Here is a 20,045-nt window from a genome sequence, read left to right on the forward strand (position 1 = left end):
AGAAGCCCCCGACCTGTTTTCGCAGGTCAGAGGCTTGAAATCAACGAATATCGTTTACTCCCACTCGATCGTCGCGGGCGGCTTGGACGTGATGTCGTAGCACACGCGGTTGGCGCCGGGAACTTCGGCTACGATGCGGCCGGAGATGCGGGCCAGGACATCGTAGGGCAGCTTGGCCCAGTCGGCGGTCATGGCATCGCTGGACTCGACGGCGCGCAGGATAATCGGGCGCTGGTAGGTGCGCTCGTCGCCCATAACGCCGACGGACTTGATGTCGGGCAGGACCGCGAAATACTGCCAGCAGCTGTGCTCGGAGTTGCGCTCACCGGTCTGCTCAAACAGGCGCTGGTTGTAGGCATCGAGCTCCTCGCGCACGATAGCGTCGGCGTTCTTGAGGATCTCGAGCTTCTCCTTGTCGACCGCGCCGATGATGCGGATGGCCAGACCCGGGCCCGGGAAGGGCTGACGGAACACGATGTGAGCCGGCAGGCCGAGCGCCAAACCAAGCGCGCGGACCTCGTCCTTAAAGAAGTGGTCGAGCGGCTCAATAAGGTCGAAGTGCACGCCCTCGGGGAACGGGATCAGGTTGTGATGGCTCTTGATGGTGGCCGTCTTGCCGCCCGTCTTGCGAGCGCCAGACTCGATGATGTCGGGGTAGATGGTGCCCTGAGCCAGATACTTGACCGGCTTGCCATCGGTCTCGAGCTGCTGCGCCACGGCGAAGAACTCTTTCCAGAACTGCGTACCGATGATGCGGCGCTTCTCCTCGGGCTCGGTCACGCCGGCCAGAAGCTCGGCATAACGGTCCTCGGCGTGGACGTGGATAAAGTCAACGTCAAACTGCTTGGTGAAGACCTCCTCCACCTGCTCGGGCTCACCCTTGCGCAGCAGGCCGTGGTTGATGAACACGCAGGTCATCTGCTTGCCCACGGCGCGGGCACCCAGCGCAGCCACGACGGAGGAGTCGACGCCGCCGGACAGGGCCAGAATCACGCGGTCGTTGCCGACCTTCTCGCGGAACTCGGCCGTCATGGTCTCGACCAGGTCGTCCATGCTCCAGTTGGGCTCCAGACCGCAGATCTCAAACAGGAAGTTGCTCAGCAGCTGCTGACCGTACTCGGAGTGCTTGACCTCGGGGTGGAACTGCGTGGTGAAGATCTTGCGCTCGGGGCACTCCATCGCAGCAACCGGGCACACGTCGGTGCTGGCGGTGACGGTAAAGCCCTCGGGCACCTCGGAAACGGCGTCGCGGTGGCTCATCCACACGGTCTGCTCCATGGGCGTGGAGTTAAAGAGCTTGGCGCCGGCAGTGCGCGTGATGGTGGCGCGGCCGTACTCGCCCACCTCGGAGTGGCCGACCTTGCCGCCGAGCGTCACGGCCGTGATCTGATGGCCGTAGCAAAAGCCCAGGACGGGAAGGCCCAGGTCAAAGATGGCGGGGTCGATAGACGGAGCGTCCTCGGCATACACAGAGGCCGGGCCGCCGGAAAGGATGAGCGCGGAGGCGTTCATCTCGCGAATCTCGTCGGCCGAGATGTCGCAGGGGACAATCTCGGAATACACGTTGAGGTCGCGGACGCGACGGGCAATGAGCTGACCGTACTGCGCACCAAAGTCGAGTACGAGGACCTTTGCGGAAGCCTTTTGATCCATGGTTCCCCCTCTTGTTGGCGGGGAGCCGGTGCCCACCCGCGCGAATAAACGAGAATAACTTCCATAGTGTACACGTTATATGGGGTTTCTCGTCCCTCGCAGCCGCCAGCGCACGGCAAACGCACGACCTGGGCCCCTATTTGACGGCAATTGAAGTGTTACCAAACGTTGCAGATGATGTAATACGTTTGAACATTGGACGCCCTGTGCCACAATACTGCCGAACGACTCCGCCTCTGTGGCGGCAAATACGATAGGAATATCAGCATGAAGCGCATCCTTCTCATCGCCACGGGCGGCACCATCGCATCGACCGAGGACGGCAACGGCCTCTCCCCCGCCCTGACCGGTGAGGAGCTCGCCCAGAGCGTTCCCGAGATCTCGGGCCTCTGCGAGCTCGACGTGGTGCAGCCCATGAACATCGACAGCACCAATATGCGCCCCAGTGACTGGATGCGTATCCGCGACGTCATCGTCGAGGGTTATGCCGACCACGACGGCTTCGTGATTCTGCACGGCACCGACACCATGAGCTACACCGCGGCGGCGCTTTCCTATCTGATTCAGGACAGCCCCAAGCCCATCGTGCTCACCGGCTCGCAAAAGCCTATGGGCAACCCCTTTACCGACGCCAAGCTCAATCTGTACCAGAGCCTGCTCTATGCGCTCGACGAGCATTCACACGATGTGTCGATTGTATTTGGCGGCGTCGCCATTGCCGGCACGCGCGCCCGCAAGCAGCGCACCATGAGCTTTAATGCGTTCATTAGCGTCAACTATCCGCCCATTGCCTACATCCGCAACGACCGCATCGTGCGCAACGGGCTTCACGGCACGCATCAGGGCGAAAACCCGGTGCGTTTCTACGACAGCATCGACCCGCGCGTATTTGTACTCAAGCTTACGCCCGGCGTAAACCCGGGCATCCTCGATGCCCTTGCCGATAGCTACGATGCTGTAATCCTGGAGACCTTTGGCATTGGCGGTATTCCCGAATTTGGCGAGTCCGGCGAGTCATTCCAGGAGGCGATTTTCCGCTGGGTCGATTCGGGTCGCACCGTCGTTATGACCACGCAGGTCCCAGAAGAGGGCCTCGACCTGGGTGTTTATGAGGTCGGCCGTGCTTACGCCGATCATCCGGGCATTCTGCGTGGCGATGACATGACCACCGAGACGCTCGTGGCCAAGACCATGTGGGCACTCGGCCAGTCACGCGATGCCGCCGAGATTCAGCGCCTGTTCTACAGCCAAGTCAACCACGACCGTATCCCGATGGTGTAACCACCGGTCAATAGGCATCTTCTATCCGATACCCTCGAGAAGCTCTGACACCGTCATGCCGAGTGCGGGCGCGATCTTAAATAGAACCTTGAGCGTGAAATTTGCCGTCCCGTCTTCGATTCGGTCGAGATAGGGTCGGCTGATTCCTGTCGCCACACAAAAATCGACCTTGGAGATACCAAGGTCCCTGCGTGTCTCTTCGACCCGCCTGCCAAGAATCTGTTTCGCACGTTCGTCCATGCAGACGAGTTTGAAATGGGGCCGAGCATAAACGTAAACTATAGTTTACGTTTTGCCGAATACACAGGAGTTTTCTATGTCGGGTTCTTCGGTCCGCATGTACCGAGCCACGCTTCGCACAAACAGCGCACCGCCCAAGCTCGTCGTCGTTGAAGCAGAATGCCTTTCGCCCGATGAGCGCACAGCATTTGCATTGCTATCAAGTCGCGTCGTCGCCGTTCTGGTCCCTTGCCCGGCGCAAGGTGAACTTGCCATTCAATGCCAAACGCACGGCTGCTCGCTCAATCAGGCTGCCGTAATCGCAACCAGCCAACGCGGCCTGCCGCTCCTTTTAGAAGCCGGCATAGCACTCGCCCTTCGCGGCGCCGGATACGAAAACGAAGCCGCCGCCGACATGGTCTTTAAACCACGATCGAGCGGCGGCCTCGCAGCAGCCATTGAATATGCGTGCAGGCTCGTTGCTTAAAAGGACAAGCTAGAAACCAAAGCCAAAACCCGTTCCGGTAATCGCCGAGTACATAAAGTAAACGTTGATCACGTTGAGGAACACACCCGTGATGCAACCGTTGCGCAGGTAGCGCTCGCACACGATGCGCGCCATGGCGGCGGAGTCATCATTGTTCTTGGCCTGGCGTCCCGCCGTAAAGTACGTTGCCACGCTCAGCAGCAAATTGAGCACCGGAAGCGCCAGCAGCTCGTAGCTCTTGCCCCAGCGCGTCACCTCGCCGGCTGCGTTAAACTTCGTTGCCACCTCGGGGCCAATGTTGGGGATTACAAACGCTGCGACCACCAGCGGAAGCACCGCAAGCACCAGCAGCGCGACGCCCATGTAGCCGGCTTTTTTGCCATATTTGAACATGCGCGTCGTCCTTACACGTTAAAGCGGAAGTGCACGACGTCGCCATCGGCCATGACATAGTCCTTGCCCTCAATACGCAGCTTGCCGGCGGCCTTGGCACCCTGCTCGCCGCCGAGCTCGATGTAGTCGTCATAGCCAATGACCTCGGCCTTAATAAAGCCGCGCTCAAAGTCGGTGTGGATGACACCGGCGGCCTGCGGGGCGGTCGCGCCCTGACGCACCGTCCAGGCCTTGACCTCCATCTCGCCGGCCGTAAAGAACGACTGCAGGCCGAGCAGCTTGTAGGCAGCCTGAGCGAGCACGTCCAGGCCGGGCTGCTCCAGGCCCAGGCTCTCCAGGTAGTCGGCGGCGTCCTCGGGATCGAGCTCGGAAAGCTCGGCCTCGATCTTGGCGCAGATAGGCAGCGGCTTGACGCCGTCGATGGGCGCCAGATCGTCGTTGAGCATATCCTCGTCCACGTTGGCCACATACAGGATGGGCTTCATGGTGAGCAGGAACAGGCCCTTGGCGGCGGCACGCTCCTCGTCGGTCATCTCCATGGACGCGGCGCGCTTGCCCTCGTTGAGCCAAGCAAGCAGACGCTTGGCCACCTCGAACTTGGGCATGAGCTCCTTGTCGCGCTTGGCCTCCTTCTCGAGCTTGGGCAGCTGCTTCTCGAGCGTGCCCATGTCGGCCAGGATGAGCTCGGTCATGATGGTGTCGGCGTCGCCGGCGGGATCGACGAACTCGCCCGTGCGGCCCACCTCACGCATGACGTTGGGGTCCTTAAAGTAACGCACGACCTCGCAGATGGCATCGGTCTCGCGAATGTTTGCCAAAAACTGGTTGCCCAGGCCCTCGCCCTCGTTGGCACCCTTCACCAGGCCCGCGATGTCGACAAACTCGACCGTAGCCGGCACAATGCGGCCTGGGTTGACGATGTCGGCAAGCTTTTGCAGGCGGCTATCGGGCACATCGACGATACCCACGTTGGGGTCGATCGTGGCGAACGGGTAGTTGGCGGCAAGGCCGGTCTTTTTGGTAAGCGCGGTGAACAGCGTCGACTTGCCCACGTTGGGCAGGCCCACGATACCGATGGAAAGGGACACGACAGCTCCTTTTGGTACAGGTACTTCAAACTGCATAAGTATAGCGCCGCCGCAGCATCCGGGCGAATCCGGACACCGCGGCGGCGCAAATGAAGCAGAGATGCGTGAGGGTTCGAGACAGTAGTCCTTACTTAAGCTCGGGCCAGAAATCCTTGTTGGCCTCGATGAGCTCGTCCAGGATCTGCTTGGCAACGCTCGCCGAAGGAATGGTCTTGGAGAGCGTGAGTGCCTGCCAGAGCTTCTGGTAGCTGCCCTCGACCCAAGCCTGGACAACGAGCTTCTCGACGGAAACCTGCTGCTCCATCAGGCCCTTCTGGAACTGCGGAATCGGGCCCTGGCAGATCTTCTCAAAGCCGTTGGAACCGACGATGCAAGGCACCTCGACCATGGCCGTCGGGTCGAAGTTGGGCACAGCGCCATCGTTGGGGACGATCAGCAGGAAGCGCTCGAGCGTGTTCTCGGCCAGTGCGCAGGCAAGGTCGACGATGTAGTTGGCATGTACATCCGGCTCAAAGCCGCCGTCCTTGGCAGTACCCTTGGCAATGATGTCGCGGCAAGCGCCAAAGACCTTCTTCTCGCGGCCGTCCATAACCTCATTGGCGCGAGTGTAGTTGGGGTCAGACGTCTCGACGACATAGTCCGGGTACAGGTAATACTTGAGGTAGGTATTGGGAATCGTCTCGGGATCGACAGCATAGACATCCTTGGCCTTGCCGAAGGTGTGAATCCAGCTCTCCTCGACATGCTGCTCCTTACCGGCCTCGTGCTCGATGCCGTCCAGGTAGCCGTTCTTAGCCATGTGCTCCTTAATCTGCGGCATGAGGTCGTTGCCCTCCTTGTCGTAGATTTTGCTCCACCAACCAAAGTGGTTGAGGCCGTAGTAGCTATACTGCAGCTCGCGACGATCCTTGATGCCGCACATACGGCTCATCTTATCCATAAGGTCGATCGGCATGTCGCAGATGTTGATGATGCGGCTGTTGGGGCGCAGCACGCGGCAGGCCTCGGCGACGATGGCCGCGGGGTTGGAGTAGTTGAGCATCCAGGCGTTGGGGCTGTACTTCTCCATGTAGTCGAGGATCTCGATGACACCACCGATGGAGCGCATGCCGTAGGCGATACCGCCGGCACCGCAGGTCTCTTGGCCAACGCAGCCGTACTTGAGAGGAATCTTCTCGTCGAGCTCACGCATGGCGTACAGGCCGACGCGGATGTGAGCAAGAACGAAGTCGGTCCCGGTGAATGCGGTTTCGGGGTCGGTGGTGTAGTTGAACTCAACCTCGGGAGCGTTCTCGTGGAAGTAGATCTCGCAGGCCTTTGCCACGATCTCCTGGCGCTCGGCGTTGTTGTCGTAGAAGGTCACCTTGTTGACCGGGAAGCGGTCGCGCTCCTCAAGCAGCATCAGAGCGATGCCCGGAGTGAAGGTAGAGCCACCGCCGGCAATGGTCACGGCATAGTTTTTCTTGGACATGATGTCCTCCTCATTCTGGCCGCTTGCTCAATCCGTCCCCGCACGCGGCCTTGCGCGGTTTGGAATTGTTACCTAGAAGTGGAGTTTTTTATCTCTAGAATCGGCCTTGCGGTGCATACCGGCTCTGCAAGGCCGATTGTTTCGATGGACGATGGTTTACAGAAGACTCTCGAACTTCTCGCGAACCTGCGGGACGGTAAGGCCGATGATGACCTGGATTGACTGACCTTGGACCACCAAGCCATGCGTACCGATCGCCTTGAAGGAAGCCTCGGGTGCAACGACGCTCTTGTCCTTGACGTTAACGCGCAGACGGGTAGCGCAGTTAGTTACATCGATGATGTTATCCGTGCCACCGAGCAGATCGAGGATGTTCTCGGCAAGCACCAAGCGCTCATCATCTTTACTCTGGGCGACCGATTTGCCAGCAGCAGCACCGCCCTGCTTTTGCTTGTAGTCGGCCTTGGACTTGAGCTCGACCTCAACATCGTCATCCTCGCGACCGGGGGTCTTAAAGTCGAACTTGACGATCAGGAAACGGAAGACCACGACCCAAAGGGCGGTAAAGCACAGACCGACAAGGATGGAGATGGCGTACTGCAGACCGTGTGCGGCCCAAAGGGGCAGCCAGTCCCACGAGAGCATCGAGATGATGCCGCCGTCGAAGATGCCCACGACACCAAGGAGGTTTTGAGCCATGCAGCCGAGCGCTCCGAGCACGCAGTGGACGACGAACAGGCCGGGCGCGATGAACAGGAAGGTGAAGTCAAGCGGCTCGGTGATACCGCAAAGCATAGCGGTAAGGGTGACCGGGATCAGCAGAGCCTTGACGCGCTGCTTGCGCTCGGGTTTGGCGGTCATATAAAACGCAATGGCGACGCCAAGCGAGCCGAAGACCTTAGTCCAACCAGGGCAGGTATAGGCAGCCCAGGGTGCGGCATCCTTAAGAGCAATGCTCGGATCGGCAGCCAGTTGGGGCAGGATGTTGGCCCAAGCAGCAAAGATGCCGCCGTTGACCGCCGCGTTGTCGTAATAGAACGGCGTATAGATAAAGTGGTGCAGGCCTGTAGGGATCAGCACGCGCTCGAAGAAAGCAAAGACACCCACGCCAAACGTACCGGCGGAAAGGATGAATCCCTGGAAGGCGGAGATAGCAGCCTGAACATGCGGCCACACCAGGCAGGCGATAAGAGCGACCGGAACCATAACGAAGAAACCGATCATATAGATGAACACGGAGCCCGAGAACACGCCCAGCCACTCAGGAAGTTCGGTGTCGAAGTACTTGTTGTGAAGCATCGTGGCGATACCTGAAATGATAAGCGCGCCCATGATGCCCATATCAAGCGTTTTGATGCTTGCGATAGTGGCAAGACCAGTACCGCTGCCCGCCTCGACAGAGTAGTCGACCCCAAAGACAGGGCCCCACTGCCCCAAGATTGTGCTTACAAAGTAGTTGAAGGTAAGGTAGATGGCCAAAGCCTCCATGCAGCAGCGAGCGTTCTGCTTGTTCGCGAGCGAGATTGGCAACGCTACGCAAAACAGCAACGGCATCTGGTTAAAGAGTGTCCAACCACCCTGGAGCAGCACATTCCAGCAATCAAACCAAAGATGGCCCGCGGTGGCCATCTCGCCAAAGATCGCCTCGGTGGTAAACAACGTACCCAGGCCGACGACGATTCCGGAAAATGCGAAAAGAATTGCAGGCGTGTACATTGCACCGCCGAAACGTTGTATCTTTTGCATCATGACGGGGAATCCCCCTCTCTTCATTCGGAGCGCTGCGGTTTTGGCTTCACTCGAGACCGCAGACGCGCCGTTTGCGTGTACCTCGTGCAATAGGACGGGTGGGCCCGCTTCCCTGACTTCTTGCGCTTCTATTTTTATCATATCACTTATCTAGACAAGTTAGCATAAATACTACGGTCGGTAAACGGTTGATTATTGACCGTAAACGGTATATGTCCAGTATTTTGCCTGTTAAATCTGACATAGCTGATGGCTGCATTTCATTTTTCTTTTCTACTTGTCTAGATGTGCTTGTCTATATCTATAGACAAGCCTATACTTCATTACAACATTCACCGCCACGTTAAGGAGTCACCATGAAAAGCGCGGTCTTCTATGGAAAGCACGACCTCAGAGTCGAGGAATCGGCAAAGCCGGCCGTGGGCAGGCGCGACGTTCTGATCAACGTCAAAGCTTGCGGCGTTTGCGGTACCGACGTTCATATCTATGAAGGCGACAAGGGTGCAGCCGACGTTACCCCGCCCACGATCCTTGGTCATGAGTTTGCGGGCGTTGTCGAGGCCGTGGGCAGCGACGTCGCTGGCTTTAAACCGGGCGATCGCGTGTGCATCGACCCGAACCATCCCTGCGGCTGCTGCGAACCCTGCCGCGACGGAATCAACCACTACTGCGAGCATATGACCGGTTACGGCACCACCGTTAACGGCGGCTTTGCCGAGTACTGCTCCGTCGATATGCAGCAAGTCTACAAGTTGGGTGAACACACCAGCTTCGAGCAGGGTGCCATGACCGAGCCCGTGGCGTGCTGCCTGCACGGCATCGATATGTGCAACATCAAGCCCGGCAGCACGGTTGTCGTTATCGGCGGCGGCATGATCGGCCTGCTCATGATGCAGCTCGCCAAAAACGCCGGCGCCACCAAGGTCGTCTTGCTCGAGCCCGTCGAGGGCAAACGCGAGGTTGCACTCAAACTCGGCGCCGACCTGGCAATTGATTCCATCCACGAGGACGTCCCGGCCCGCCTGAAGCAGGAGGGCGTCGGCAACGTCGACGTTGTAATCGAATGCGTCGGTAAGCCCGTCACCATTGAGCAGGCCATTAGAATCGCCGGTCATAAGGCCACGGTTATGATGTTCGGACTTACCAAGCCCGATGAGACGATCACCGTCAAGCCCTTCGAGGTCTTCCAGAAGGAGCTTGTGCTCACCTCGTCCTACATCAACCCTTACACACAGCGTCGCGCGCTCGAACTCATCGACTCCGGCAGGCTCGACGTTTCTTCGATGGTCGCCAAGGTGGCTTCCCTCGACGAACTCGGCGCCATCCTGTCAGACCCGGCCCTGCGTGCCATGGGCAAATATATAATCGATCCCAGCAAGTAAATCGATTGACACCTGCACGGACGGCCCTCATCCGTCGTTCACGCACCCAGCTCTAGGAGACCGTCATGGCGCGAGCCATCTTCCAAACTATTTATGACAACGTGAAGCAGTCGATTGACGACGGCACATATGCCTATCAGAGTTATCTGCCTTCGGAGACTGAGCTCACGCAGCTGTTTGACTGTTCGCGCATGACGGTCCGTCGCGCCATCTCGATGCTTGCGGCAGATGGTTACGTGCTCCCCCAGCAAGGCAAAGGCATGCGCGTCATTCGCAACATCAGTGACGAGACGAGTCGTGGCGGCGGCGGACTCGAGACCTTTAAGGAAATCGCGACCAGCCGGGGCTTTGAGCTCAAGACTGTCACCACCGTCTTTGAGCTCCTCGTCTGTAGCAAGGCGCTCTCCAAGATTACCGGGTTTCCCGAAGGCTGCGAGCCTACGCGCGCCAAACGCATCCGTTATGCAGACGGACATGCCGTGTGCTCCGACGACTCCTATTACCTAAGCTCACAGGTACCGGGGCTGACACCCGAGATTGTCAACGACTCGATCTATCGTTACCTCGAAGAAGACCTTGGCATTAAGATTGCCACGGGCAAGCGCGACGTAACGATTGAGCATCCCACGCCCGAGGATACACGCGTACTCGATCTCGACGACTTTAACGCACTCGCCGTTGTACGCGGACAGACCTACAACGCCGACGGCATCCTTATGGAATACACCGAGACAAAGCAGGTTCCCAGCTTCTTTTTACTCCATGAAACCGTGACGCGCAACGGCACCGATCGAACCGGCCACCAAAGCAGCATGAACTAACCATCTATTAGTTGCGGTGGAATAGCTCCTAGAATGGCCAGCTTAAGGGCGAAACAGGAACTATTCCACCGCAACTTTTTGGCCGGTGGGGCAGTACCTGTCCCACCGGCCATCATTTACGCTCTTTTAGCTAGTCCGCGAGCTTCTCCACCTGATCGAGCATCTTGTCGAGCTTGGCCTTTGCTTCGGCCTTGACCTTCTCAGCTTCTTCGTGAGCCTTCGCCTTCTGGGCGGCCTTTTCCTCGGCTTCGGGATCGACGACGACCAGATTGGACGCGTCGTGCTCAACAAGCTTGAGCGCATGCTCGGGACAAACCTTGACACAGGCGCCGCAGCCTAAACAATACGTGGACTCCAACGCAAAGCGGCCGCTTCCCACCAGATCGCAGGCAAACGTGGGGCACACGTTGACGCACTCGCCGCACGACGTACACTTGTCAAAATCGCACTCCGGCGTGCTCACCTGCATGTTCTGGGCAAGCTCGGGGTGGTTTTGCAACGTCGAGAGCACCAGTTGGCGCCCGTGCGTGAGCGAACGGCGACGCTTGGTCGTCGTGGTGCCGCACATGGTGTTGAGCGTGCGCTCCAGCTGGGTAATCTGATGGCGATGGGCCTTGAGCTTTTGCGTCACCGAGGCCAGCGCCGCCGTCGCCGGATTGAGCTTGGTCACCGTCAGGCCCGTGGTGCGGGCGATCTTTTCCATGTACTCCTTGCGCTCGTACTCGCGGCGCTTATGGCACTTGAGGCTCTTGGGGTCGACCTCCAGGCCCATACCCGTGCCGGACCACTCCTCGGCCTTCGCAATCGCCTCGCCCAGAATATCCTCACCGCCGGTGTTGCGGCATTTATCGCACACGCCCAACGGCAGGTACACACTCACGTTGGGATAGTCGGCCAGTACCGAAAACCAAGTCTCTGCCGTAATATCGCCCACGCAGGCGACGACGACCTCGTTTTCGCGCGGCATGCGCTTAAGGGCGCGTGTGCAGGTGACGTAGGCGGTCTCGTGGCTCGTAGCAGCAGAGACAATGTCGTCGTAGACGTTTTTGGGTGCAAGGCGCGGAGAGATGATCGCCTCCGTCGGGCAAGCAGCGGCGCACAGACCGCACTTGCGACAGGAGTCGAGGATCTCGATGGCGTCTTCCTCGACCTCGATAGCGTTGACCGGGCACACGTCCATGCACGCGGTGCAGCCGCTCTTTTCGTTTTTGCAGGTCAAGCACGGAATGGTGTTGCCGCGCGGACGCTCCTTGTAGTCGGCAGGATTCCACTGCGGCGCCGACGGATCGAGCGCGTCGGTCACGCCGCCAAGCGGGTTTTTAAGAAAGTCGAAACCCTTGCTGATCTCGATAATGTCATCAAACAGATCGTGTTCCTGCGCCATGCGCGGCCCCTCCCTGAGCAGTGCAAACAAGCAAGAGATAATGATACGCTATCGGCCCACGCCTCGGGCAAATTACACGCGGAGCATCTTTGCGGCAAATAGCCCATGGCCTATCGCCGTCTCGATTGCACAAGATCAATCAAGCGCCAAACTATGCCTCGCACATGAGCTGCACGAGTTTTTGTTTGGTCACCTTGGCCTGTTCGTTAGCCATATTGCGCTCGTTTCTAAAGACCGCATTTGCAACACCATGCAGATCGGCATCGGAAATCGCACTGCACGGACCGTCCATCGAAGCCGCCGTGGGGCATACGCACAACGGCAGCTCAGCATAAAACGCAACGGCCTTGGCGATATCGAGCATCTTGCCGCCGCCAATACCCACCACCATGTCGCAATACTCAGCCTGGGCTTCCTTAGCCATTTCGACAACGGCCTCTTCCGTACACGGACCGTCATAAATCTTAAAGAACGGCTCACTCAGATCGTCGTCCAGAAATCCATCGACGATCTGCCTGCACAGCCGATCCTCGGTGCCCTGGTCAAACAAGACATAGGCAGCGCAGCCCAACCATGACAAATACCTGCCTTGACGCGACAGTTCGCCCGGCCCCTGAACATACCGGCCGGGACCGCCGTAAACCATAGGAAGCGCCATACGAGAATCCGCCCTTCATCAAACAACGATTGGTGCAAAGTAACCTTGCCCCTTTGCACCATAGCAAAAAGGGGCAAAGCCATCTGTTGGCTTTGCCCCTTCCTTAGCTTGATTTACTCATCCATGAGATAGTAGTGGCCCAGTGCGTCGGCACCCAGGATGGCATTTGCGACCATCTCGGGCGTCACCTCAAACGGCATGTTGCACATGGTGTCCTCGGGCGCGCACGCGGCCTCGGCAACAATCATGGCCTTCTCGCGCGTAACCTCGGCAACGCCAAGTTCCTTCATCGTAACCGGCAGGCCCAGCTCAATGCAGAAGCCCAAGACTTCCTCGAGTTTCTCAGTCGGAGCATCCTCGAGTACCAGCTGGACGATAGTGCCAAAGGCGACCTTCTCGCCGTGATACATGCCGTGGCACTCGGGCAGCATCGTCAGGCCATTGTGGATGGCATGAGCAGCAGCAAGGCCCGAGCTCTCAAAGCCAATACCCGAAAGCAGCGTATTGGCCTCGATGATGTGCTCGACGGCAGGCGTGAGCGCACCCTTCTCCAGCGCGACCTTGGCCTTGACGCCATCGGCCATGAGCGTCTCATAGCAGAGCTTGGCGAGCGCCAGGCCGGCCATTCCGCCCTTGCCGCCGGCGCAAGTGCCACCGTCGGCATCGTGCGTTGCCTGAGCCTCGAAATAGGTTGCAAGCGCATCGCCCATACCGGAAACCGTCAGGCGCACCGGGCTCGCCGCGATAACCGTCGTATCCATAAGGACGATATTGGGGTTTGCCTTAAGGAAGAGGTACTTGTCGAACTGGCCGTCGTCGGTGTAGAGCACCGAAAGTGCCGAGCACGGTGCATCGGTCGAAGCAATGGTGGGGCAAATGATAACCGGGGACTCCAGGTAATAGGCGACGGCCTTCGCGGTGTCGAGGATCTTGCCGCCACCGACGCCGACGATGATGTCGCAACCGTTGTCGCGAGCGAGCGCGACCAGACGATCGACCTCGCCCTTGGAGCACTCGCCGTTAAAGTCCTCAAACAGCAGCTCGGCCTTAGCCTCGGTAAAACCGCCCTCGATCTTGGCACCGACGCGCTTCTTGCCCGAAGGCGTCACGATGACGAGGGCCTTAGCGCCGAGCGGCTCAACGTAAGAGCCGAGCTTGGCGAGCTCGTCCGGACCCTGGATGTACTTGCTGGGGCTATTGAAAATTGCAGCCATAACTATCCCATTCTCTAAAAAAGAAAGGGGCTCCGTACGGATACGTGCGGAGCCCCTCGTTACGATAACAAGAGTCGATTAGAAATCGATGTCGGTGTCGTAGTAGCAGGCCTTGAGGATCTTCTCGAAGTCGGCAGCCTTGGTCTCACGCGGGTTCTCGGGCGTGCAGGCGTCCTGCTCGGCGTTCGCGGCGATCTCGGGCAGCTTGGCGAGGAACTCCTCCTCGGAAACCATCTGCGGGTTCTCGGCGTCGACCTTCACGCCACCATTCGCGTAATCCTTGATGGACTGCGGAATGTTGAGCTGGTCGTTGAGGTCGCGAATCTTCTGGACGAGCGCAGCGATGAGCTCCTCGTTGGTCTCGCCGGGAAGGTGCAGGATCTCCTTGGCCACGTAAGCGTAACGCTCGGCAGCACGCGGGTCCTTGGAGTTCCACTGGATGACCTTGCCCAGGTACATGGCGTTAGCGGCACCGTGGATGATGTGGCCGTTCTCAAAGGCAGCACCGGTCTTGTGAGCCATGGAGTGAACGATGCCGAGCAGGCCCGAGGAGAAGGCGATACCGGCGATGCACTGAGCCTCGTGCATGTGCTGACGGGCCTCATGGTCGCCAGCATAGGACTTGGGCAGCCACTCGACGATCTCGCGGATGCCGTGCAGAGCGTTGGCGTCGGTGAACATAGAGGCGCAGGTGGAAACGTAGGCCTCCATGCAGTGGGTCAGAGCATCCATGCCGGTGTGAGCGCACAGCTTGGCGGGCATGGTGTAGGTGAGCTCGGGGTCGACGATGGCGACATCAGGGGTGATGTTGAAGTCGGCCAGCGGGTACTTGATGCCCTTGGCGTAGTCGGTAATGACGGAGAACGCGGTGACCTCGGTAGCGGTACCGGAGGTAGAGGAGATGGCGCAGAAATGAGCCTTCTGACGCAGCTCGGGGAAGCTGAACGGCTGGATGATGTTGTCGAAGGACTCCTCGGGATACTCGTAGAAGACCCACATGGCCTTAGCGGCATCGATGGGCGAGCCGCCGCCGATGGCGATAATCCAGTCGGGCTCGAACTCGCGCATGGCCTCGGCGCCCTTCATGACCGTCTCGATGGACGGGTCGGACTCGACGCCCTCGAACAGCTTGACCTCGAAGCCGCCCTCTTTGAGGTCGGCCTCGACGTCCTGCAGGAACCCGCCGCGGCGCATAGAGCTGCCGCCAGAAACGATGATGGCCTTCTTACCCTTGAGGTTCTTCACCTCGTGGCGAGCGCCCTCACCAAAGTACAGATCGCGAGGATTGGTAAAACGTCCCATACTGTGCCTCCTAAACAAGCCCCTCTTAGACTTGCGTATATAACGGAGCACCCGATTGGCTCCGTTAGGACCATTTTGCGCGTTGCCGGCGATGACAATGCACGATGTCTAAACGTCTCAACGCTCAGACAAACACTATTTTACCGTTCTGGTTGGTCAGTTATTCACCTAAAGCCGCCAATGATGAAACGTTTTTTCTATCCCTGAAGACCCTTGTGCGGCATCCATACTCCCAAGCTGGGCAAACGTTTTATCAAGGTTGACTACATATCCCGGGCAGGACGGTGCCCCTCCAAAATATGCACCGTTCGCCGCCAAAAATCGACCGTTTGCGGCACCGTGATACCACTCGGTCGTCCAAGGTGCCGACATTTGTGCGACATCCGTCTTCGTGGTGCAAAGGTGCAAGTCCAAGTGCGGCACCCCCGGTGTGTCACATGCGGGTAAACTAGAACCTTATATAGAGATATTTGAACCCTAACCGCAGCAAAGGAGGCTCCATGGCATTCGATCCCATTCAAGAGGATTGCCATCGCCTCGTTCTTGAGGCCTTGCGCCGCGACAATATCCCGCTCACCGACGCTGCCGCCGTAGAGCATCTGATGGAACAATTCACCCGCAACCCCGCACCGCTCATCGTGCACGACCGCGACCGCGCCGGGCACCTCATTGCCAAGGTGGTCGAGGCCGTCGACTACCGCATTCCCTTTATCCCTGACGATACCCAGGCCGAGCAAGAAGAGGCAGCTGCCGAGAACATGCTCCGCGAGGCAGCCGCGCTCGATCCGGCCAACTGGGACGCTCAGCGCATGCTGACCGCTCTCACCGCCAGCTCCAACGAGGAGTACGTACAGTATCTGGTGTCCAAGTGCGACGAGGTGGAGCACGATCTGGCGCTCAAGATCGCCTCGGCGCAGGACCCCTACGAGCGCGAGGCCGCAGGCGACCTTATGCGCCGCCCCTACCTGCGCTGGCTTGCCGCCTTGGCATCGCGCGCGCTCATTAGCGGACGCTACCGCATGTCGCTCGAAGCCGCAAATCGCAGCTTGGACTTTGCGCCCAACGACCCCGCTGGTGTCCGCCACACCGCGATGCTCGCCATGGCAAAGCTCGAATACCCCGCCGAGGAGCTCAAGCGCTTTCGCTCCGCTCACTCCGTGCCGTACCTCGCGAATACCCCGCTGCGCCGCCGCCCCAAAGATGCGGAGCGTGACTTGGACCCGTGGACGCTCATCGCGCTGATGAGCGCTGCCTGGCGCGAGCTGGACTACGAGGGTGCCGAACACTACCTGCGTATCCTTGTGCGTTCGTGCCCGCACGCAGCCGAGGCGCTCTACTTCCAAACCGAGTTTCCCGATGGCGTCTATGCCCGCGTCAACGTGGGCGTGGGCTCGACCGACGAGCTTGTCCTTGCGCTGTCCGAGGCGACGCCGGTACTGCAGGAGGGCCTGGGCGCCCCCGACAACGCCAGTTTTGCCGCCTGGGTCGCCACCAACGATATCGTGCGTTCCCAAATCGATGAGCGCATACTGCGGGCGGCCGAGCAGGGTTTGCCGTTTAAGGGAGGAGACCTCTAATGGATCCGAGCGTCTACATCCCCGCCTACCTGGAGCGCACCTATCTGGCGTCGCACCCCGAGCTCACCGATGCAGCACGCGAGCTTGTCCATAACGACGTAAGCGTCAACCCTCACAAGTATGCGCAGACCGAGCATGCCCAGGCGCTGCTGTCCTATGCCGGTGTTCATCGCCACCTGCTCGACGAGCTCCATCGCATCGAGGACATGGGCAGCGATGAGGAGTTTGAACAGACGCGCAACCGCCTGTTCGACGATATGCGCGATGAGCTGCTCAAGATCGTCCGCATCGATGCGCATGTCCTCGATGCCCAGCTGCTCGCCATCATTTTGGCGGACACGCCCGTCGACGCCTGCCTGGGCGATCTGATGAAGCTCGAGGCGACCACGGCCGATTACCTGCAGCAAAGCGTGCCCGGGTTCGACATGGAAGCCCCGCACTACTGGGCCAATAATGTTTTGGCCGATGGTGTCACCGCAGCAGACCTTACCGTGAGCGAGCCGGCTCTTATCGGGTGGCTTCACACGCTCGAGGCCATCTCGCAGCTGTGCATGGCGAGCGCCCGCTACCGTGCTGCCGCCAACTACGCCCGCCGCGTCCTTAAGGCGGAAGGCTACCCCACCCGAGCCGCAGGCACCGTGTTGCTCGCCCTCGCTCGCCTGGAAGACCAGGACGGCTTTTTTGCCCTGGCCCACCAGCTCGAGGAAGAGATCGGGGCTGACGCACTCGAGAACTCTCCTTGGTACCTGCTCGCCCGCACGATTCTGCTGTTCAAAACAAACAAGATGCGCCCGGCGACACGCGCGCTGCGTGAGTTTGTCAACCGTTGCGAGGGCGGTGCGTTCTTCTTACTGAACCCCATGTACCAGACGCCGTACCTTCCCTGCCGGCCCGAGCCACACGATCCCTGGGATCTTTCGCACCAGGCCGTTTGGGAAGCGGACGGTATTATCTCGGACACTCCCGACTTTGCCCCCTGGGCCAATGCCTGCGAAGACGTGTCGCAGCTTGCCCAGGAATTTGCGCGCCGCTACGGTTTTTAGTGACGCACTCGACCCGACCATGTCGTTTACGTTAGGAACGGTTTCATGAACCTCCGCTCATCTCTTGCCTGCACCTCGAGCGATATCGCCCGCTGGGGGCTGCGCTCCGTCCTTAAGCGCCAGGGCGGCGTACTCCCCGGCCGCATCGCCATGAAGATCGACCCCGAGCTGCTGAGCGACCTCGCCGGCCTTGTCGACCGCAGCGTGGTGATCACCGGCACTAATGGCAAGACCACCACCTCCAACCTCATCGCCGACGCCGTTGCCGCCAGCGGCGCTACCGTGGTGTGCAACCGTGCCGGCAACAATATGGAGCCCGGTGTGGTGGGTGCTCTGCTCGAGGCCCGCAGTGACCTTAAGCACACTGACAGCGGCAAGCGCGTGGGCGTTTTTGAATGCGATGAGCTTTACACCGTGCGCGTCCTGCCCAAGCTCAAGCCGACGTACTTTGTGCTGCTCAACCTGTTCCGCGACCAGCTAGACCGCTACGGTGAGATCGATCACACCCAGGAGGTCATCGCCCACGCGTTGGAGCTTTCGCCGGCAACGACGCTCATCTACAATGCCGACGACCCGTTGTGTGCCTCGATTGCCGCGCGCGTTCCCAACGCGAGCATTGCCTTTGGCATCGACGGCGCCACCAACACCGAGTCCGACCGCATTAGCGACTCGCGCTTTTGCTCGCAGTGCAACGCGCCGCTGGAGTATGACTACGTGCAATACGGCCAGCTCGGCGCCTACCATTGCCCCTCGTGCGGCTGGGCCCGCCCTGCGCTTGTCCGTCGCGTGACGGGCGTGGAGCTCGGCTGCGACGGCTACGGCTTTGACCTGGTCTTTGGATCTGATTCCAGCGCGCCAGCCTCACACATCGCCACACGCTACAACGGCCTGTACATGGTCTACAACGTTGCCGCCGCCTTCTTTGCCGCGCACGAGTTGGGCGTGGACACGGCGCTTCTACAGCCTACGCTCGATGCCTACGTCCCCGCCGGCGGACGTATGGGCCGCTGGGAGATCGCCGGCCGTACCGTCGAGGCAAACCTGGCCAAAAATCCCGTGGGCTTCGATCGCCAGATCCAGTCCATTAAAACGGCAGGCGGCAGGCTCTGCGCCTTCTTCCTGAACGACAACGACGCCGACGGCCACGATGTCTCGTGGATCTACGACGTCGACTTCGAGCGCATCGCCGACACACCGGGTCTTGTCGCCTTTGCCGGAGGCACGCGTGCGCACGACATGCAGGTACGCCTCAAGTACGCCGGCATCGATGCCGCGATTATCTCGGACGTCGCGCAGGCAATTGGCGCCGTTGCGGATGAAGCCGCAGGCGACACTTTCTATGCCGTCGCCAACTACACGGCCTTCCCGCCGCTGGTCAAAGAACTCGATGGGCTGAAGGGTGCCGATGCAGCCACGGTTGCTGCCCGCGCTGCAACGTGTGCCGATGGCAGTGCCGTCCCCGTCGGCATCGCGCCAGTCGAGCTTTCGCGCCCGCTGCGCATCGTCTACCTGTACCCCGATGCCCTCAACCTCTACGGCGACGGCGGCAACGTTATCGCCCTCGAGCGTCGCTGCGCCTGGCGCGGCATCCCCGTTCGCGTGGACGAGGTCCGTATGGGCGAGTCACTCGATCTCACCGATGCCGATATCGTCATGATGGGTGGCGGCTCCGACCGCGACCAGCTAGCCGTGGCACACGAGCTGCTCGCCCAAAAAGACAAGGTCGCATCCTATGTTGAGGATGGCGGCTCGCTGCTCGCCATCTGTGGCAGCTATCAGCTGCTCGGCCGTTCGTACTATATGGGCGAGGATCGCATTGAGGGTCTGGGGGTCATTGCTGCCGAAACCGTACGCGGCTCCGACCGCCTGATCGGCAACGTAGCCGTCAAAACCGACCTGGCACCTGAGCCCTTTGTGGGATTCGAGAACCATGGCGGCCGCACGCTTTTGGACGCCGATGCCACGCCGCTCGGAACGTCCGTCGTCACGGGCACCGGCAACAACGGCGACGATGGCTTTGAGGGCCTGATCTACAAGGGCGTCATCGGCACGTACCTGCATGGCCCGGCGCTGCCCAAGAACCCAGAACTCGCCGACTGGCTGATCGCGCACGCCCTCGAGCGCCGCGGCGATGCGCAGGCCGCCGCCCTGCTGCCGCTCAAGCCCCTCGACGACGCCTACGAGCACGCCGCCCACGACGCCGCCATGAAGCTCCTCCCCTAGCACCTCACCACCACAAAGGGGACAGGCACCTTTGTGGTGGTTTTTCAGTTTGCCAACGATATGTGAACGGCTAAAAAAGTCTGCTATACTCTTTCCCGCT

The 20,045-nt window shown here is 59.8% G+C and carries 17 protein-coding genes; 7 read left to right on the forward strand and 10 right to left on the reverse strand.

Annotated elements, in window-relative coordinates:
• Positions 1 to 54: 54 nt before the first annotated feature.
• Positions 55 to 1,653, reverse strand: coding sequence for a glutamine-hydrolyzing GMP synthase (gene guaA / locus ARB25_RS07355; RefSeq protein ID WP_055287021.1), 1,599 nt, complete (start codon positions 1,651 to 1,653; stop codon positions 55 to 57).
• A 267-nt stretch (positions 1,654 to 1,920) separates the two neighbouring features.
• Here guaA and ARB25_RS07360 point away from each other — a divergent pair, with 267 nt between their 5' ends.
• A complete protein-coding gene (locus tag ARB25_RS07360) occupies positions 1,921 to 2,934 on the forward strand; it encodes an asparaginase (RefSeq protein WP_055287023.1) in 1,014 nt (337 codons plus the stop codon).
• Positions 2,935 to 2,955: 21 nt separating this feature from the next.
• On the opposite strand, the gene ARB25_RS10395 is transcribed toward ARB25_RS07360, so the two are convergent.
• Positions 2,956 to 3,174 (reverse strand): helix-turn-helix domain-containing protein, encoded by a 219-nt coding sequence (locus ARB25_RS10395; protein WP_055287025.1) that lies wholly within the window; start codon positions 3,172 to 3,174, stop codon positions 2,956 to 2,958.
• Between the two features lie 76 nt (positions 3,175 to 3,250).
• On the opposite strand from ARB25_RS10395, the gene ARB25_RS07370 reads away from it, so the two are divergent.
• Positions 3,251 to 3,640 (forward strand): hypothetical protein, encoded by a 390-nt coding sequence (locus ARB25_RS07370; protein ID WP_055287027.1) that lies wholly within the window; start codon positions 3,251 to 3,253, stop codon positions 3,638 to 3,640.
• Between the two features lie 9 nt (positions 3,641 to 3,649).
• On the opposite strand, the gene ARB25_RS07375 is transcribed toward ARB25_RS07370, so the two are convergent.
• From ARB25_RS07375 to ARB25_RS07390, 4 genes are all read right to left on the reverse strand, one after another.
• Positions 3,650 to 4,033 (reverse strand): DUF1648 domain-containing protein, encoded by a 384-nt coding sequence (locus ARB25_RS07375; RefSeq protein ID WP_055287029.1) that lies wholly within the window; start codon positions 4,031 to 4,033, stop codon positions 3,650 to 3,652.
• Between the two features lie 11 nt (positions 4,034 to 4,044).
• Positions 4,045 to 5,121 (reverse strand): redox-regulated ATPase YchF, encoded by a 1,077-nt coding sequence (gene ychF / locus ARB25_RS07380; protein ID WP_035136922.1) that lies wholly within the window; start codon positions 5,119 to 5,121, stop codon positions 4,045 to 4,047.
• Positions 5,122 to 5,248: 127 nt separating this feature from the next.
• Positions 5,249 to 6,592: a 6-phospho-alpha-glucosidase gene (locus tag ARB25_RS07385; RefSeq protein ID WP_055287031.1), complete on the reverse strand. Its 1,344-nt coding sequence runs from the start codon at positions 6,590 to 6,592 to the stop codon at positions 5,249 to 5,251.
• Between the two features lie 156 nt (positions 6,593 to 6,748).
• Positions 6,749 to 8,341: an alpha-glucoside-specific PTS transporter subunit IIBC gene (locus ARB25_RS07390; RefSeq protein WP_055287033.1), complete on the reverse strand. Its 1,593-nt coding sequence runs from the start codon at positions 8,339 to 8,341 to the stop codon at positions 6,749 to 6,751.
• A 356-nt stretch (positions 8,342 to 8,697) separates the two neighbouring features.
• Between ARB25_RS07390 and ARB25_RS07395 the strand changes: the two genes are divergently transcribed.
• Both ARB25_RS07395 and ARB25_RS07400 read left to right on the forward strand, forming a co-directional pair.
• Positions 8,698 to 9,723, forward strand: coding sequence for a zinc-dependent alcohol dehydrogenase family protein (locus ARB25_RS07395; protein ID WP_055287035.1), 1,026 nt, complete (start codon positions 8,698 to 8,700; stop codon positions 9,721 to 9,723).
• A 65-nt stretch (positions 9,724 to 9,788) separates the two neighbouring features.
• Complete coding sequence (locus ARB25_RS07400) at positions 9,789 to 10,544, forward strand: GntR family transcriptional regulator (RefSeq protein ID WP_055287037.1); 756 nt, start codon at positions 9,789 to 9,791, stop codon at positions 10,542 to 10,544.
• 130 nt (positions 10,545 to 10,674) lie between these two features.
• Here ARB25_RS07400 and ARB25_RS07405 read toward each other — a convergent pair whose 3' ends face one another.
• The 4 genes from ARB25_RS07405 to ARB25_RS07420 form a co-directional block, all read right to left on the reverse strand.
• Positions 10,675 to 11,928, reverse strand: coding sequence for a 4Fe-4S binding protein (locus ARB25_RS07405; protein WP_055287040.1), 1,254 nt, complete (start codon positions 11,926 to 11,928; stop codon positions 10,675 to 10,677).
• 151 nt (positions 11,929 to 12,079) lie between these two features.
• A complete protein-coding gene (locus ARB25_RS07410) occupies positions 12,080 to 12,586 on the reverse strand; it encodes an iron-containing alcohol dehydrogenase (protein ID WP_082421926.1) in 507 nt (168 codons plus the stop codon).
• Positions 12,587 to 12,699: 113 nt separating this feature from the next.
• Positions 12,700 to 13,800 carry a glycerol dehydrogenase gene (locus ARB25_RS07415; protein ID WP_055287044.1) on the reverse strand — a complete coding sequence of 367 codons (1,101 nt, stop codon included), beginning with the start codon at positions 13,798 to 13,800 and terminating at the stop codon, positions 12,700 to 12,702.
• Between the two features lie 78 nt (positions 13,801 to 13,878).
• Positions 13,879 to 15,102, reverse strand: coding sequence for an iron-containing alcohol dehydrogenase (locus ARB25_RS07420; protein WP_035136916.1), 1,224 nt, complete (start codon positions 15,100 to 15,102; stop codon positions 13,879 to 13,881).
• Between the two features lie 500 nt (positions 15,103 to 15,602).
• Between ARB25_RS07420 and ARB25_RS07425 the strand changes: the two genes are divergently transcribed.
• From ARB25_RS07425 to ARB25_RS10305, 3 genes are read left to right on the forward strand one after another with little or no spacing between them, the layout of a single operon-like run.
• Complete coding sequence (locus tag ARB25_RS07425; protein ID WP_055287046.1) at positions 15,603 to 16,679, forward strand: tetratricopeptide repeat protein; 1,077 nt, start codon at positions 15,603 to 15,605, stop codon at positions 16,677 to 16,679.
• Entirely contained in the window at positions 16,679 to 17,722 is a 1,044-nt protein-coding gene (locus tag ARB25_RS07430) for a hypothetical protein (protein ID WP_055287047.1), read from the forward strand. Before ARB25_RS07425 ends, ARB25_RS07430 begins: the two co-directional genes overlap by 1 nt.
• A 45-nt stretch (positions 17,723 to 17,767) precedes the next feature.
• A complete protein-coding gene (locus ARB25_RS10305) occupies positions 17,768 to 19,945 on the forward strand; it encodes a MurT ligase domain-containing protein (RefSeq protein ID WP_055287049.1) in 2,178 nt (725 codons plus the stop codon).
• The last annotated feature ends 100 nt before the right edge of the window (positions 19,946 to 20,045 follow it).

Source organism: Collinsella aerofaciens (assembly GCF_001405375.1).
In the GTDB taxonomy this organism is placed as follows: Bacteria; Actinomycetota; Coriobacteriia; order Coriobacteriales; family Coriobacteriaceae; genus Collinsella; species Collinsella aerofaciens_F.